Here is a 17,908-nt window from a genome sequence, read left to right as displayed (position 1 = left end):
ACCGTTCAGCGGAATCAGCGCAGCGTGAGGCCGCGATCTTGGAGCCATTCGCGGGCGCGGTCGGGCCAGGAGGAGGCGGTGCCGAGGCCCGGTTTCAGGCCCATGCCGTGGGGGCCGTGTTGAAAAATGTAGAGTTCGGCGGGCACGCCGGCTTCGCTAAGGGCGGTGTAGTAGCGGAGGGCGTTGGCGACGGGCACCGATTGATCGTCCTGCGTGTGGATGATGAGGGTGGGCGGGGTCGCGGCGGTGACCTGGTCTTCAAGCGAGAGGAGGGGGCGTAGAGCGGGATCCTCGTGGGTGATGTTGCGGCGGGAGCCCTCGTGGGTGACGCCATCGGCCATGGAGATGACCGGATACATGAGGATGGCGAAGTCGGGGCGAGCGCTCACCGCATCGATGGCGGCGCCGGTCTTGCCGTCGGGATGATCGAAGAGGGTGGAGGCGGAGGCGGCGAGGTGGCCGCCGGCGGAGCTGCCCATGACGCCGATGCGATCGGGATCGATGCCGTAGGCGGCGGCGTTGTCGCGCACGTGGCGAATGGCGCGCAGCACGTCGCGCAGGGGGTGAGGGTGGCCGTATTCCTTGAGGCGATTTTTCAGGATGAAGGTAGTGATGCCTTGTTGGGAGAGCCAGCGGGCGTATTGCCAGCCCTCGCGTTCGAAGGAGAGCACGGTGTATCCACCGCCTGGGCACACGATGACGGCGGTGCGGGTGGGACGGTCGACGGCGGGGGTGCAGTAGGTGAGGGTGGGTTCCTGCACGTTGCGCACGCGGCCATCCTCCCATTGCTCATCGGCCAAGATGCCGAGCTGACCGGGCACACCCTCGGGCCAAAGCGGAATGACGGTGCCGTCGGCGGGCGGGTTGGCAAGAGCGGCGGTCACGGCGATGAGCGAGGGCAGCAAGAAGCGGCTGAGGCGACGGAGGCGAAGTTTCATGGTGCGGGGGTGAGCGGAGTGAGGGTGGGGACTTCGAGCAGGCCGGAGGGTTGCAGGTCCCACTCGGACGCATCGAAGGGGCGGTAGTGGATATTGACGAAGTTAATCTCGTGCATGATGCGCCACTCCACGCCGCGGCGATCGAGGTCGCGGATGCGGTTGGCGGAGAGGTTGGTGACATCGAGTTGAAGCACGTTCTTGCCGGGGCGGAGGTGGGCGCCGAGACGGATGCGGTGGGGCACGCTCCAGGGGGTGGCGACGAGCTCGCCGTTGAGGATCACGCGGGCGCTCTCGCGCACGTCGCCGAGATCGAGCAACCAGTCGGTGGTGCCGGCGGGCGCGTCGGGCAGCTCGAAGGTGAGTTCGTAGCGCGCCGTGCCGGCGAAACGTTGGGCGTCGGGGTCGTCGAGTTGGGTCCAGTCGATCGGCGCGTCGAGTCGGGTCGAGGCGGGCAGCACGGGGCCGCCGCGCAGGAAGGTGAGGGTCCAGTCGCCGGTGAGGGAAGTGGGGGCGGCGGCGGGTTGCACCGGGGGCCATGTCATCGTCGAGCCGGGGAGAGTCTGGTGGGATGCGGTGAGCAACACGGATTGGCCGGGGGCGAGTTGGAGGCGCAGCTCGACCCCGGGGCCGTTGGCCGCGGTGCGATGGATCGGTTCGCCGAAGCGGCCGGTGAGCGGGTCGGTCGCTTGTAGGTAAGGAGCGGATACGCCAAGGGGAAGCCAACCGTCAAAATCATCGGCCGTGAGGTTGGTGACGAAATAGGCCCAGCCCTGGTCGGTGCGGCGGCGGATATATTCCAGGCCGGAGGATGCCAGCGGCTCGCGGGTGAGGGCGACGTTGGCGAGGGCCGGGGCCGGGTGGCCGCCGAGGGTGAGGGAGGTGTCCGGTTGCGCGGCGAGGGCGCGGAGTTCGTCGAGTAAGGTGGCGAACTCGGCGCGTCGGGTCTCGAGGTGGCCGAGCCCCGGCACGTCGGCAGGCAGGGCGGTGAAGTGAATGCGGGCACCGGCGGCGGCGAGGTCGCGGAGTTGGCGCAGGGTGGCGAGGGGCAGGTGCTGGGCGGCGGGCACCACGAGGGCGCGGTAGGTATGGCCCGGAGTGGCGAGTTGGCCGCGGGCATCGACGGTGGTAGTCAGTAGTTGAGCGTCGGATACGTAGTCGGTGGCGATGCCGGCGGTGGCGAGTTCGCGGGCGGTGCGGCCAAAGGGGGAGCCGGTGAGCCAGTCGACGTGGTGCACGGTGAGCAGCGGCACGAGATCGACGTCCGAGCGATGGGTGACGTCGGCGTAGGGCCAGTAGAGCAGCACTTCGTTGTCGGGCTCGCCGCTTTGCAGGACGGTTTGAATGCGGCCGACGTAGGCATTGAGGGCGGCGAAATCCTGCCACCATGAGTTGTTGGGATTAAACTGGGTGGAAGCGTAGAACAGCCAGCCGGGCCAGGCGGCGTCGGGCGGCGAATAGACGGTGCCGTGGTAGAAGATGTGGTTGATGCCGTTGGCGAAGAGGCGATCGATCTCGGGCTTGGCCATGGCGAGGGACACCTTCCAATGTTCGCGAAGCCAGGTGCAGGTTTCGCTGGAGACCAGCGGGCGACCCATGACGTGAGCGGCCGAGGAGGCCATCTTCATCATGAGCGGTTCGGGCAGGTCGTCGTTGCCGCGGATTTCGGTATCAATGCGGCGGATACCGTGAAATGGGAAAGGCGTGGAGCCGAAGGTTTCGGTCTCGGGAATGTCGACGGCGCCGTAGAGGTCGAGCAGGTTGGCGGGCGCGCCGTGAGATTGGTTGCGGGTGATCCAGCCGTGGTCGTGGGACCAAGCGGTCCAGGCCTGGAGGTATTCGAGGTGCAACTCGCCGAGCAAGGTGCGGTAGTCGGCGCGCAGGCGGGTCAGGTCGTCGGTCGGTAGTGGCGCTTCGCCAAGGAGCGCGGCGGCGTAGGGGGCGAGCTCATAGCCATGGCGGGCGACGAAGGCCTGGTCGATGCCGGCGGTCCAGCCGGCCCCGTAGTATTCGAACGAGTCGTGAAACTGGGCGCGTAGGGTGGGATTGCCGGGGAAGGGGGCGAGGGCGTCGCTGATCGGTTCCAGGTAACGCTGGAGTGCGGCGGCGGAAAAGGGATCGAGCACGAGACCGGCACCGCCGGGAGCGGCGCGTTTTACCTGCATGCCAGTGGGGGCGCCGATGAGTTGTCCGTCGGCGCCGAGCACGGGGCGGTGGGAACCGTCGGTCGGAGTGACCCAGGGGCCGCCGAAGGGCCAGCCGGTGCCGGTGGCCATGTCGACGCCGAGGCCGAGGCGCTGGGCTTCGTTGAGCGTGTGTTGCAAGGCGGCCGTCCACGCAGGGGAGAGGAAGTCGCGGTAGCGGTCCTCGGCTCCCTGGGCGCCGTAGATCGGCGTGATTTCGACGCCGCCGATCCCGGCGTCGGCGAAAGCCTCGAGTTGGGCGGTGAGACCGGCGGGATCCACTGCGCTGCCGGGCCACCACCAGCGGGTCCAGGGTTTGGTGCTGTCTGGCGCCTCATGGGAGGAGGCCGTGGGGGGGGCGGCACGGACTGTATTCAAGATACCGGCACAGCAAAGACACAGGGTCAGGACAACACGCAGGGGAACAGGGGGGCGGGGCATGGGGCGACGGTGGGGGATGTGGGGGAGTGGAGCGAACGCGAAGCGAAGTGAGCTCGCTCTGACTGTCAAAAAATGCATCGCGTGGCTTAATCCAAGCGGGATTCTAGCGTCCGCAACCTGTTCCGGTGGCACTCGTTCCAGCGTGTTGCCTTTCACACTCCCCAATCCTTTCCTGCCGTTTCCCTAACCCCTTTTCGGCACCATACTCCCGCGGTTTTGTCCTCACCTGATGGTTGAGGCAGGTGCTGCGGCGGTTGTCTCCCCCACCATGTCCTCTTCGTCCTCCACCCGCCCGCGCGTCGCTTTGATCGGGGTTTCCGGCTACGGTCAAGTTTACGTCCAATTGGTGAAAGAGAGCCTCGCGCAGCAGCGTTTGCAGCTGGTGGCGGCCGTCGTCATCAATCCTGATGATGAAGTGGAAACGATGGCCTGGCTGCGAGAGCAGGGCTGTCGCATCTACGCCGACTATCAAGTGATGTTACAAGAGGAAGCGGGCGCGATCGACCTCTGTCTGGTGCCGACGGGCATTCACTGGCACGCTTGCATGACGATCGCGGCGCTGGAGGCCGGGGCGAATGTCATGGTTGAAAAACCGTTGTGCGCTTCGATGGAGGAGGCGGAGGCCATCCAGGCGGCGGAGCGTAAGCATGGCCGCTTTGTGGCGGTGGGTTTCCAGGATTTCTACGAGCCCGGCACGCAGTGGCTGAAGCAGCAGCTGGTGAACCGGGAGATTGGCGACATCAAATCGGTGCGTTTCCTCGGGCTGTGGCCGCGGGCGCGGCAGTATTTCCTGCGCAACAATTGGGCGGGACGGCTGGCCTCCAACGGGACGCCGGTGCTGGATTCGCCGCTCAACAATGCCTTTGCCCACTTCGTGATGCTGAGCCTCTTTTTCGCGGATCCGCGCGAGTGTGATGCGGCCTCGGTGGAGATTGTGGAAGCCGAGCTTTATCGGACGCACGCGATCGAGAGTTTTGATACTGGCGTGGTCCGTTCCCGCACTCCGGAAGGAATCGAGTTATGGTTTGGTGCCAGCCATGCGTCGCGCACGACCATCGAGCCAGTGATCGAGATTCGCGGCTCCAAGGGCGTCGCCTGTTGGCGCTACGAAGAGGAGGCGTGGTGGCAGTGCGAGGGCGGTGAGAAACAGTCACGTCGCCTGTTGCCGGTGCATGGTGCGCGTCAGCACATGATGGATGCGGTGCTGCGCCGCATGACCGATCCGACGGCGCGGGTGTGTTCGCCCGCGGTGGCTGCGCGGCACACGGCGTTCATCAGTGCGTTGCACGCGGGCACGCCCATTAGTGATTTTGATCCACACTTGATCGACTGGGGGGATAACCCCGCCGATGTCACCGCCGTCCCGGCGGTGCGCGAGCTGGAATTCGCCATGCGCACCGCGCACGCTGAGGGCAGCACCCTGACGCCGCGGGATGCGGCTTGGGTGGAGTCGTCCTGACTTTATTAAGTTCAATAGCTGCAGGAGGATAGGGTGCGGCTCTGTCTGTCGCGGACGACGGGGGCGCGAGGTATCGCGATCGTGAATACGGTCAAATTTAGCGCAATGCGCTAACATTTGCCCGAACTGTCCGACATATAGGCCGTTGTCGTAGCCCGCCCCCACTCGTGTTATCCAGCGATTGCTTCAAATCCGAAGGCGCGAGCCCCAAGATTTTTTTCGTTTTTCCCCTCACCCCTCTACCCCTGTTTTCACCCCTCTTCCCCGTTTTTCACGGGGACTAACCCTTGAGCAAAGTTCGTCGCTTGCCCGGATAGGCGCAGCTACGTCTCTCGCTCTTACCCAACCCCAAGCTACACAATGATGCAGAAACCCTCCATCCCCCGGAGTCGGTTTGGTCGCGTTCCGCGAACTCTCCTGGCTCTCGCGTTGGGCTCCACGGCCTATGCGCAAACCACGGAAGAAACGTCTTCCGATTCGGACGAAGAAGAGATCATCACCCTCACTCCGTTCCAGGTCGATACGACCCAAGACCAGGGCTACTTCGCCCAGAACACCCTCGCTGGTTCCCGCATGCGCACGAACGTCGCCGACTTGGCGGCATCGATCACCGTGATCACCGCGCAGCAGTTGGAAGATACCGCTTCGACGGACATCAACGATGTCTTCCGTTACGAGGCCAACACCGAAGGTTCCTCCACCTACACGCCGGCGATTCAGTCGCTGCGCAATGACGGTGTGGTCGACGTCAATGCCGGCTACACGCACGGTGGTGACGGCAACCCGCAAACCAATGCGACCGCCAATCGCGTGCGTGGTTTGGGCGTGCCCAGTTCCTCGCAGAACTTCTACCCGACGATCTCGCAGGTGCCGTTCGACGCTTACAACGTGCAGTCGATTGAAATCAGCCGCGGTCCGAATTCCATGCTCTTCGGCATGGGCAGCCCGGCCGGTATCGTGAACCAAAGCACCGCGCAGGCCGTGCTCAACAAGGACAACTATTCGGCGTCCTTCCGGGTGGACGATCGTGGTTCCTTCCGCGCTGCCGCCACCTTCAACAAGGGGCTCATTGACGACAAACTCGCCATCTACGGTGCGATCCTGTCGGACAACAAGCGCTTCGAGCGCAAGCCGTCCTACGACGACACGACGCGCATGTATGGTGCGCTGACCTTCCGTCCGTTCCAGAAGACGGTGATCCGTGCCTCCGTTGAGCAATACGACAACGACAACCGTCGCCCGAATACGCTCACGCCTCGTGATACTGTCACGCAGTGGCGCACTGGTGGCGGCTGGGGCTTCGACACCGCCACGGGCATGCTGCACAGCACCGTGACCGGTGAAAGCATGGGGCCGATCGCGCTGCGCACGGGATCGCCGCGTATCGAGGATACGCGCGACTACATCATGGGGTTGCCGAACTACGACCCCTCTCTCTGGAATGCGGAGCAGACCCGCTACAACGGCATCAACATCTATGGTCTGGGCAGCGGCACGTTGTCCGATCCGGCCTCGGTGTTTTACGCTCCGGGCATTGCTCCCGCCACCTCCAGTCGTCCGATCATGCAGATCCAGGACGGGCAGGTTCAGAGTTGGTTTTACTGGACCGCGGCGCGCTACAACACCGCCTTTGGTTCCGGTAACACTTATCCGCTGGCGGAAGCTTCGATCTTCGAAAATCCGACCTGGGACCAAGCCTACAACACCACGGTGACTGAGTCCGCCCTGTGGACCGCGACCGGCAATGGTGTCGGCAGCTACCGCTACCCGGGCGTCTCCGACAAGAGCATCTACGATTGGGAGAAGGTGAACATCCTGCAGTCCAACTTCGGCCATCAGGAGAACACGACCTACAATGTCGAACTGGAGCAGGAGATTCTTCCGAGCCTCAACTTCAGCGCGGGTTGGTTCCGCCAGGACTTTGAGGATGCCGTGAACTACACGGTCTCGCAGCTAAACGTCGCTACGATCTTCGTCGACACGAACATCTCGCTGCCCGATGGCACGCCGAATCCTTACTTCGGCCAGCCTTACGTGCAGGATCAGGATGGTGACCAGTTCGTCCACACTCAAACCAACGACAACTACCGTGCGATGATCGCGTGGACGCCGGACTTCACCGACAACGACAACTGGACCAAGTGGTTTGGTAGTCACCAGGTGCTCGGTCTGTGGAGCCGCAACGACGTCGACTCGACCTTCACGCGTAAGCGCTGGTTTGAGATCGAAGACGACCAGATTGAGAACGGCACCATCTTCTGGGCGCAGGACCCGACCACCGCCGCGTGGACCCGCCAGCGCCGCAGCAACATCCGCAAGTTCTACCTGGGCAACCCGGGCAACCAGCCGCTCGGCAACGTCACCCGCGCCGCCGGTGAGTTCAACAACCTCACCTACAATGGTCGGTATGGCTATTACGACTACAACCACTCCGAGTGGCGTGACCTCGGCACCACCATGGGCTTCATCGATGCCCAATGGGGCACCGGTGGCACCCAGCGCGTGGTCGACTCTACCAGCCTCGGTATCACCAGCAACTTGTGGAATGATCGTCTCGTGACCACGTTCGGCGTGCGCAAAGACGACTACAAAGCCCGCAACACCACCCTCGGTGCCATCTTGGATACCGCGGGCGGCGAGCAGATCGAAGGCAGCCTGCCTTGGGACGAAGCCTTCGTTGATGGTTGGTTCCAGACCGACCTCGTGCAGCAGCGTTGGAACTACTGGGATGAGCTCTCCGGCACGACCCGCACCACCGGTGCGGTGCTGCGTCCGTTCTCCAAGTGGAGCGGTATCGAAGACCGTGCGGCCGAAGGTTCGCAGTTCCATCAGTTCATCAGCAGCCTCGGCTTCTCCTACAACAAGTCGGACAACTTCAATCCGCCGCCCTCCGCGCAGGTTGATGCCTTTGGCAATGCCCTGCCGAAGCCGACCGGCGAAGGTGAGGACTGGGGCTTCCAGTTCTCCCTCATGGACAACAAGCTGTTCGCTCGTGTGAACTGGTTCAAGGCCACCAATATGAACGAGCGCACCAATCCGGGCACCTCGATCTCCCGCCTGACCGGTAACGTCGACACCACGCTGTTCCGCAACTGGGCCCGCACGATCGCCATGATCAATGACGGCCTCGATCCCACCGGTGAAGACTTCAACACCGATGACTATACCCAGGCCCAGCTCGACGCCCTCGACGACGCCACGGCCGCCATCTGGGGTCTGCCGTATGACTATTACACGGACATCGGCAGCATCTACGCCACCCGCGACGCTGTTGCTGAGGGTGTGGAAGTTCAGTTGACCTACAACCCGAACCGCAACTGGACGATGAAGTTCACCGCCGGTCAGCAGGAGACCAAATACTCCAACGTGCTGAAGCAGTTCGACGAGTGGTTTGAGGTGCGCAACCCGGCGTGGTCCTCCGCCCGTGCGGCTGACTACCTGCTCCCGCAGTATCAGAACCTCGCCAGCTACACCATGAACAACGGTGTGGAGGTCGACCTCACGGACTTCTGGTCCTCCTATGGCTACAACGGCAACATCCGCCTCGACAACCAGTGGGGCCTCACCAACGCCCAACTCTATTACGACGGCGTGGTGACCCCGCAGTATGCGATTGCTCGCGACCTCGACGGTCAGGCTGCTCCCGGTCAGCGCAAGTATCGCTGGTCCTTCCTGACCAACTACACCTTCGACGAAGGTGTCATGAAGGGCTTCTCCGTTGGCGGTAGCGCCCGTTGGGAAGACAAGGCCATCATCGGTTACTACGGTAAGGCCAACGTCGCCTCCGGTTCGACCGACCTTACGCTGTCGGACACCACCCGCCCGATCTACGATAGCGCCAATACCTACGTCGATCTGTGGATCTCCTACACCACCAAAGTCTTCAACGACAAGGTGCGCATGAAGACTCAGCTCAACGTGGTCAACGCGTTCGAGAGCGGCGGTCTGCGCGTCGTCGGTGTGAACTACGACGCCTCGCCCAACGCCTACCGCATTGTCGACCCGCGTCAGTTCATCCTCTCGACCAAGTTCGAGTTCTGATTCAGGTTAATTAGTTCAGGTATGCATGCCCCCGGACCGCGTGGTCCGGGGGCTTTTTTTTGCATCGCAAAACCCGGGGGAATGGGGGACCAAACGGGCCAAATTGACCTAAGAATTGTCCCGTCCGCGAACTGTCAGAATCCACTTCCGTTGTCCTATACGCACCCTATTGCTCATTTAAGTCTTCATCCCGAGCGGGTGTCCCAGGACACCGCCCGAACCCCGCATCTCTCTCTTAAGGACCCCCGTTCGGCCCCTCTGTCTGCTGGATATTGCTTCAGCTTGCGCGCTAGCGTGTGCCCTTGGGAAAGAGTGCTTCTCTAGACACCCAACCCCCAAGCAAGCATGATCTTCCGACGATCTCAAATATCGGGTCAGTCGCCGCGACTTTCGCGGTCGCTACTGACCCTCGCCTTTGCCATTGGCGCCCCAGTCTTTGCGCAGTCCACGAACTCCACCGACTCCGATGAGGAGGCTGGTGAAGATGAAATTGTGATGCTTACGCCTTTCCAGGTCGATTCGACCCAGGACCAAGGTTATTTCGCACAAAACACCCTCGCGGGTTCGCGCATGCGCACCAACGTCGCCGACCTCGCGTCGTCGATCACGGTGATCACGGCCCAGCAGCTCGAGGACACCGCTTCTACGGACATCAACGATGTTTTCCGTTATGAAGCCAACACCGAAGGTTCCTCCACCTACACGCCGGCGATCCAGTCCCTGCGCAGTGATGGTGTGGTCGACGTCAACGCCGGTTACACCCACGGCGGCGACGGTATCCCGCAGACCAATGCCACCGCCAACCGCGTGCGTGGTCTCGGCGTCCCTGGTTCCTCGCAGAACTTCTACCCGACGATTTCGCAGGTGCCGTTCGATGCCTACAATGTGCAATCGATCGAAATCAGCCGCGGTCCAAACTCCATGCTCTTCGGCATGGGCAGCCCGGCCGGTATCGTGAACCAAAGCACGGCGCAGGCTGTGCTCAACAAGGACAACTACTCGGCCTCCTTCCGGGTCGACGATCGTGGTTCCTTCCGCGCCGCCGCCACCTTCAACAAAGGTCTCATCGACGACAAACTCGCCATCTACGGTGCGATCCTGTCGGACAACAAGCGCTTCGAGCGCAAGCCGTCCTACGATGACACGACCCGCATGTATGGTGCGCTCACCTTCCGTCCGTTCCAGAAGACGGTGATCCGCGCCAGCATCGAGTCCTACGACAACGATAACCGTCGTCCTAACACCCTCACCCCGCGCGACACCGTCACGGAATGGCGCACCGGTGGTGGCTGGGGCTTCGACACCGCCACGGGTATGCTGCACAGCACCGTGACCGGCGAGAGCATGGGCCCGATCGCGCTGCGCACGGGTCCGGGTGGCGACCCTTCGGACCCGGATTATGTTCGCACCCGTATCGATGATACGCGCGATTACATCATGGGTCTGCCGGGCTACGATGCCTCGCTGTGGAATGCCGCGCGGACTCAATACAACGGTATCAACATCTACGGCCTGGGCAGCGGCACGCTGACGGACCCGGCTTCGGTTTTTTATGCCCCGGGCATTGTTGGCGCCACCTCCAATCGTCCGATCATGCAGATCCAGGACGGTCAGGTGCAGAGCTGGTATTACTGGACTGCGGCGCGCTACAACACCGCCTTTGGTTCGGGTAACACTTACCCGCTGGCTGAGTCCTCGATCTTCGCCAATCCGGCCTGGGAACAAGCCTACAACACCACGGTGACTGAGTCCGCTCTGTGGAGCGCGACCGGCAACGGTGTGGGCAGCTACCGTTACCCGGGTGTCTCCGACAAGAGTATCTACGATTGGGAGAACGTGAACATCCTGCAGTCCAACTTTGGCCATCAGGAGAACACGACCTACAATGTCGAACTCGAGCAGGAAATCCTCCCCAGCCTCAACCTGAGTGCCGGCTGGTTCCGCCAGGACTTCGAGGACGCCGTGAACTACACGGTCTCGCAGCTCAATGTCGCCACCATCTACGTCGACACCAACATCTCCCTGCCCGACGGCACGCCGAATCCTTACTTCGGCCAGCCTTACGTGCAGGATCAGGACGGTGACCAATTCATCCACACCCAGACCAATGACAACTACCGCGCCATGCTCGCGTGGACGCCGGACTTCACCGACAACGACGGCATCCTGAAATGGCTCGGCAGCCACCAGATCCTTGGTCTGTGGAGCCGCAATGACGTCGACTCGACCTTCACGCGTAAGCGCTGGTTTGAGATCGAAGACGACCAGATCGAGAACGGCACGATCTTCTGGGCGCAGGACCCGACCACCGCCGCGTGGACCCGCCAGCGTCGCAGCAACATCCGCAAGTTCTACCTCGGTAACCCGGGCAACCAGCCCTACGGCAATGTCACCCGTGCCGCCGGCGAGTTCAACGACCTCACCTACAATGGTCGGTATGGCTATTACGACTACAACCACTCCGAGTGGCGTGACCTTGGCACCACGATGGGCTTCATCGACACCCAGTGGGGCACCGGCGCCACCCAGCGTGTGGTCGAGTCCACCAGCTTCGGTATCACCTCGAACCTCTGGAACGATCGCCTGATCACGACCTTCGGCGTCCGCAAGGATGACTACAAGGCCCGCAACACCACCCTGGGTGCCATCCTCGACACCGTGGGCGGCGAACAGGTCGAAGGCAGCCTGCCTTGGGACGAAGCTTTCGTTGACGGTTGGTTCCAAACCGACCTCGTGCAAAACCGCTGGAACTACTGGGATGAGCTCTCCGGCACGACCCGCACCACCGGTGCGGTGCTGCGTCCGTTCTCCAAGTGGAATGGCATCGAAGACCGCGCGGCCGAAGGTTCGCAGTTTCACCAGTTCCTGAGCAGCCTCGGCTTCTCCTACAACAAGTCGGACAACTTCAACCCGCCGCCCTCCGCCCAGGTGGATGCCTTCGGTAACCAATTGCCGAAGCCGACCGGCGAAGGTGAGGACTGGGGCTTCCAGTTCTCCCTCATGGACAACAAGCTGTTCGCTCGCGTGAACTGGTTCAAGGCCACCAACGAAAACGAGCGCACCAACCCGGGCACCTCGATCTCGCGCCTCACCGGCAACATCGACACCACCCTGTTCCGCAGCTGGGCCCGCACGATCGCCATGATCAATGACGGCCTCGATCCCACCGGTGAAGACTTCAACACCGATGACTACACCCAGGCTCAGCTCGACGCCCTCGACGACGCCACCGCCGCCATCTGGGGTCTGCCGTATGACTATTACACGGACATCGGCAGCATCTACGCCACCCGCGACGCCGTTGCTGAGGGTGTGGAAGTTCAGTTGACCTACAACCCGACCCGCAACTGGACCTTGAAGTTCACCGCCGGCCAGCAGGAGACCAAATACTCCAACGTGCTGAAGCAGTTCGATGAATGGTTCGAAGTGCGCAACCCGGCCTGGTCCTCCGCCCGCGCGGCAGACTACCTGCTGCCGCAGTATCAGCAATATGCGAGCTACACCATGAACAATGGTGTCGAGGTCGACCTCTCCGACTTCTGGTCCTCCTATGGCTACAACGGCAACATCCGCCTCGACAACCAGTGGGGCCTCACCAACGCCCAGCTCTACTACGACGGCGTGGTGACCCCGCAGTATGCGATCGCTCGCGACCTCGATGGCCAAGCCGCTCCGGGTCAGCGCAAGTATCGTTGGTCCCTGCTGACCAACTACACCTTCGACGAAGGTATGCTCAAGGGCTTCTCCGTTGGTGGCAGCACCCGTTGGGAAGACAAGGCGATCATCGGTTACTATGGCCGCGTGAACGAAGGTTCCGGTTCGACCGATCTCACGTTGTCGGACACCACGCGTCCGATCTACGACAGCGCCAACACCTACGTAGACCTGTGGGTCTCCTACACCACCAAAGTCTTCAACGACAAGGTGCGCATGAAGACCCAGCTCAACGTGGTCAACGCGTTCGAAAGCGGCGGTCTGCGCGTCGTCGGTGTGAACTACGACGCCTCGCCCAATGCCTACCGCATTGTCGACCCGCGCCAGTTCATCCTCTCGACCAAGTTCGAGTTCTGATTCAGGTTAATTAGTTCAGGTATGCATGCCCCCGGACCGGTTGGTCCGGGGGCTTTTTTTGGGGGGGGGGGGGGGGGGGGGGGCGAACGGTGCCGCGCCGGCGGTGAAAGGGAGGGGTGCTTGCGGACTGTCCGAATGCAATACGCTTGTGAGGCGGGATTCGCTTCGATCATGAGCAAATCCATCCCGAGCGGGTCTCCAGAGGCACCGCCCGAACCCCGCCACTCAAGAACAAGGACCCCGCTCGACCCCACGCCTGCTGTATTCAGTATTAGGTTACGTGTGGTGGTGTGTGCCCTTGGGACGGAGTGCGAATACCGACACCCAACCCCCTCCCCCCCAAGCAAAATGATCTTCCGACGATCTTACCTGTCGGGTCGGCCCCCGCGACTCTCGCGGTCCCTGCTGTCCCTTGCCTTTGCGATCAGCGCCCCCGTGTTTGCGCAGTCCGCCAACGATGCCGGTTCCGCCGAGGAGGCGGGCGAAGACGACATCATCACGCTCACTCCCTTCCAGGTCGATACGACCCAAGACCAGGGTTACTTCGCCCAGAACACCCTCGCGGGTTCGCGCATGCGCACCAACGTCGCCGACCTTGCGGCATCGATCACCGTGATCACCGCGCAGCAGCTCGAGGACACCGCTTCGACCGACATCAACGATGTCTTCCGTTACGAGGCCAACACCGAAGGCTCCTCCACCTACACACCGGCCATCCAGTCCCTGCGCAATGACGGTGTGGTCGATGTGAACGCCGGCTACACCCACGGCGGTGACGGTATCCCGCAGACCAACGCCAGCGCCAACCGCGTGCGCGGTCTGGGCGCCCCGAGTTCCTCGCAGAACTACTACCCGACGATCTCACAGGTCCCGTTTGACGCCTACAACGTGCAGTCGATCGAGATCAGCCGCGGTCCGAACTCCATGCTCTTCGGTATGGGCAGCCCGGCCGGTATCGTGAATCAGAGCACCGCCCAAGCGGTGCTCAACAAGGACAACTATTCGGCCTCCTTCCGCGTCGACGACCGTGGCTCCTTCCGCGCCGCCGCGACCTTCAACAAGGGCATCATCGACGACAAGCTCGCCATCTACGGTGCGGTGCTCGCCGACAACAAACGCTTCACCCGCAAGCCGTCCTACGATGACACGACGCGCATGTATGGTGCGCTGACTTTCCGTCCGTTCCAGAAGACGGTGATCCGTGCCAGCATCGAGTCCTACGACAACGACAACCGCCGCCCGAATACCCTCACTCCGCGCGACTCCGTCACCGAGTGGCGCACCGGCGGTGGCTGGGCGTTCGATGCCACCACCGGCATGCAATACAGCACCGTGACCGGCGAAGTGCGCGGTCCGGTCGCGATGCGCACCGGTTCCCCGCGCATCGATGACACCCGTGCCTTCATTGAAAGCATGCCGGGTTACAATGCGGCGCTCTGGAACGGTGACCGCACCCAATACAACGGTGCGCCGATCTACGGCGGCGCGGCCTTCACCAACACCAACTCCGTGTTCTACACACCGGGCATGTGGCTGGGTAACACCAACCGCCCGCGCATGCAGATTCAGGACGGCGTCGTGCACAGCTGGATCAACAACGGCACTGCCCGTTACCGCACCTTCTACGGCACGCCGAGCAACCCCTTGGCCAATGGTCCGATCTTCCCCTACGCGGAAGCCGACATCTTCGCCAACCCGGCCTGGGACGCGGCCTACAACAACACCTACACCGAGTCCGGTTTCTGGAGCGCCACCGGTAATGGCGTGGGCAGCTACCGCTACCCGGGTGTCTCCGACAAGAGCATCTACGACTGGGATAGCATCAATATCCTCGAGCAGAACTTCGGCACCCAGGAGAACACGACCTACAATGTCGAACTCGAGCAGGAGCTCCTCCCGACCCTCAATCTGAGCGCCGGTTGGTTCCGTCAGGATTTCTCTGACGCCACCAACTACACCATCTCCCAGCTCAACGTCGCGACCCTCTTCGTCGACACCAACATCAAGCTGGCCGATGGCAGCCCGAACCCGTTCTTCGGCGCCCCCTACGTGCAGGACTTCGAGCCCGACCAGTTCGTGCACACCCAGATCAACGACAACTACCGCGCCATGCTCGCGTGGACCCCTGACTTCACCGATAACGACGGCATCCTCAAGTGGCTGGGTCGTCACCAGGTCCTTGGTCTGTGGAGCCGCAACGACGTTGCCTCCACCTTCATCCGCAAGCGCTGGTATGAGATCGAAGACGACCAGATCGAGAACGGCACGATCTTCTGGGCGCTCAACCCGGCCTCCGACGGCTGGAGCCGTCAGCGCCGCTCAAATGTGCGCAACTACTACCTCGCCAACCCGGGTTCGCAGCCCTTCGGCGCCGTCACCCGTTCCTCCGGCAAGTTCAACGACCTCGCCTACAACGGCCGCATCTCCTACTACGACTTCAACAACTCGGAATGGCGCGGCATCGGCACGACCTCGGGCTACATTGACATGAGCGCCTCCACCGGCGCGACCGAGCGCGTGGTTGACTCCACCAGCTTCGGTCTCACCTCGAACCTCTGGAACGATCGCCTCGTCACGACCTTCGGCGTCCGCAAGGATGACTACAAGGCCCGCAACACCACCACCGGCGCCATCCTCGACGGCCCGGGCGGCAATCAGGTCGAGCCCGGCATGTCCACCGCCGAGCAGTTCATCGACGGCTGGTTCCAGACCGACACCGTGTTGAAGCGCTTCAACTACTGGGACGAGCTCTCCGGCACGACCCGCACCACCGGCGCCGTGCTGCGTCCGTTCTCCAAGTGGAACGGCATCGAAGACCGCGCGGCCGAAGGTTCGCAGTTCCACCAGTTCATCAGCAGCCTCGGCTTCTCCTACAACAAGTCGGACAACTTCAACCCGCCGCCCGCCGCGCAGGTGGATGCCTTCGGCAACCAGCTGCCCAAGCCGACCGGCGAAGGTGAGGACTGGGGCGTCCAGTTCTCCCTCTTCGACAACAAGCTGTTCGCCCGCGTGAACTGGTTCAAAGCCACCAACCAGGACGAGCGCACCAACCCCGGCACGTCGATCTCCCGCCTCACCGGCAACGTCGACACCACGCTCTTCCGCGCGTGGGCCCGGGAACTCGCGCTCATCAACCGTGGCCTCGACCCGACCTTGCGCACCGACTTCAACACCGATGGTTGGAGCCAGGCCGAACTCGACGCGCTCGACGAAGAAACCGCCGCCATCTGGGGCCTGCCCTTCGACTACTACACCGATATCGGCAGCATCTACGCCACCCGCGACGCCGTCGCCGAAGGTGTGGAGTTCCAGCTGACCTACAACCCGACGCGCAACTGGACGATGAAGTTCACCGCCGGCCAGCAGGAGACCAAATACTCCAACGTGCTCAAGGAGTTCGACGCCTGGTATGACGTGCGCTTCCCGGTGTGGTCCTCCGCTCGCGCCGCCGATTACCTGCTCCCGCAGTATCAGCAATACGCGCAGGCCTTCGTCGCCGACAACGGCATCGAATACAACTACGGCAACTTCCTCAGCAGCTACGGCTACAACGGCTCCATCCGCCTGAACAACGCCGACGGCATTGAGAACGTGCAGGAGTATTACGACGCGGTCGTCACCCCGCAGTATGCCATCGCCTCCGACCTCGACGGTCAGGCCGCCCCCGGTCAGCGCAAATACCGTTGGTCTTTCCTGACCAACTACACCTTCGACGAAGGCATGCTCAAGGGCTTCTCCGTCGGCGGCAGCGCCCGTTGGGAAGACAAGGCCATCATCGGCTACTATGGTAAGGTCAACGCGGGCTCCGGCTCCACCGATCTCACCTTGTCCGATGTCACGCGCCCGATCTACGACAGCGCCAACACCTACGTCGATCTGTGGGTCTCCTACACCACCAAGGTCTTCAACGACCGCGTGCGCATGAAGACCCAGTTGAACGTGGTCAACGCGTTCGAAAGCGGCGGCCTGCGGGTCGTCGGCGTCAACTACGACGCCTCGCCGAACGCCTACCGCATCATCGACCCGCGGCAGTTCATCCTCTCGACCAAGTTTGAGTTCTAAGTTTCTGCTAGTAGCTAGATAAGGGTTATTGCCGCCCCCGAAGCTTCACCGCTTCGGGGGTGTTTTTTTTAGCCATTTGCGGTGAAAAGCTCGGCGGCAGGGAAACCTGGGTTCATTTTGGGCGTCTCTCTCGCCACGCGTGCGTGTCCCGCTCGCCCGCGCGAGTCCGTCCATCCGCCTTCCTCTTCACCCGCCCGATCCCCTTTGCTCATGAGCCGCCTCCTGCTCCGTTTCGCCCTCCTTGGAATGTTGCTCATGCCTCTGGCGGCGCGGGCCGACACCCGCACCGAAAAAGCCGAGGTGGAGGGCCATCTGGAGATCGATGTCGGGCACGAGCCGCTGTCGCCGCTTTGGGTTGAAATCTACGATGCCGATGACCAGCTCATCGCCAGCTGGCAGGTGACCTGGGAAGAGGGGCTTAAGCTGGTCGCTGGCCAGGCCCCGCTGTGGACCGAGTTTGATACCTTGGAAGGCTGGAGCAGTTTCGCGGCCTGGATGCCGGAGCCCGGCGTTTATCGGGTGGTGGTGACTTCGCCCGAAGAGGTTTGGACGCTGCGGCTCTACACCTCCTGCTGACGGCAGGTAACCCCTCGCGAACTGTCAGAAATGGGCTCCCGTTGCGACTCCGTGACCCCCGGGGCCCAATGAGCCGTCACCCGGCAGCTTAGGCTCGGAATCAATTCCGTCGCCGCCATTGTCGTCCCAAACCCCGGCCG

At 62.6% G+C, this 17,908-nt stretch carries 7 protein-coding genes; 5 read left to right on the top strand and 2 right to left on the bottom strand.

The genetic code is table 11. The features are described from left to right. Window positions 1-14: 14 nt before the first annotated feature. Together K1X11_RS11035 and K1X11_RS11030 are read right to left on the bottom strand one after the other, a co-directional pair. Window positions 15-938, bottom strand: coding sequence for an alpha/beta hydrolase (locus K1X11_RS11035; protein ID WP_221032132.1), 924 nt, complete (start codon window positions 936-938; stop codon window positions 15-17). After that, window positions 935-3,496 (bottom strand): glycosyl hydrolase, encoded by a 2,562-nt coding sequence (locus tag K1X11_RS11030; protein WP_221032133.1) that lies wholly within the window; start codon window positions 3,494-3,496, stop codon window positions 935-937. Before K1X11_RS11030 ends, K1X11_RS11035 begins: the two co-directional genes overlap by 4 nt. A gap of 331 nt (window positions 3,497-3,827) precedes the next feature. Between K1X11_RS11030 and K1X11_RS11025 the strand changes: the two genes are divergently transcribed. From K1X11_RS11025 to K1X11_RS11005, 5 genes are all read left to right on the top strand, one after another. Further along, window positions 3,828-5,018, top strand: coding sequence for a Gfo/Idh/MocA family protein (locus K1X11_RS11025; protein ID WP_221032134.1), 1,191 nt, complete (start codon window positions 3,828-3,830; stop codon window positions 5,016-5,018). Between the two features lie 429 nt (window positions 5,019-5,447). Continuing rightward, complete coding sequence (locus K1X11_RS11020) at window positions 5,448-9,059, top strand: TonB-dependent receptor plug domain-containing protein (RefSeq protein ID WP_221032135.1); 3,612 nt, start codon at window positions 5,448-5,450, stop codon at window positions 9,057-9,059. A gap of 495 nt (window positions 9,060-9,554) precedes the next feature. Further along, on the top strand, window positions 9,555-13,130 hold the full coding sequence (locus tag K1X11_RS11015; protein WP_221032136.1) for a TonB-dependent receptor plug domain-containing protein: 3,576 nt from the start codon (window positions 9,555-9,557) through the stop codon (window positions 13,128-13,130). A 348-nt stretch (window positions 13,131-13,478) separates the two neighbouring features. Further along, window positions 13,479-17,192 (top strand): TonB-dependent receptor plug domain-containing protein, encoded by a 3,714-nt coding sequence (locus K1X11_RS11010; RefSeq protein WP_221033195.1) that lies wholly within the window; start codon window positions 13,479-13,481, stop codon window positions 17,190-17,192. Between the two features lie 210 nt (window positions 17,193-17,402). Beyond that, window positions 17,403-17,768, top strand: a complete 366-nt coding sequence (locus K1X11_RS11005; RefSeq protein ID WP_221033196.1) for a hypothetical protein — start codon at window positions 17,403-17,405, stop codon at window positions 17,766-17,768. Window positions 17,769-17,908 lie beyond the last annotated feature (140 nt).

Origin of the sequence: Actomonas aquatica (assembly GCF_019679435.2) — a bacterium.
GTDB classification, from domain to species: Bacteria; Verrucomicrobiota; Verrucomicrobiia; order Opitutales; family Opitutaceae; genus Actomonas; species Actomonas aquatica.
The sequence above is the reverse complement of the archived record's forward strand: the minus strand, read 5'-3'. Positions and strand labels throughout refer to the sequence as shown.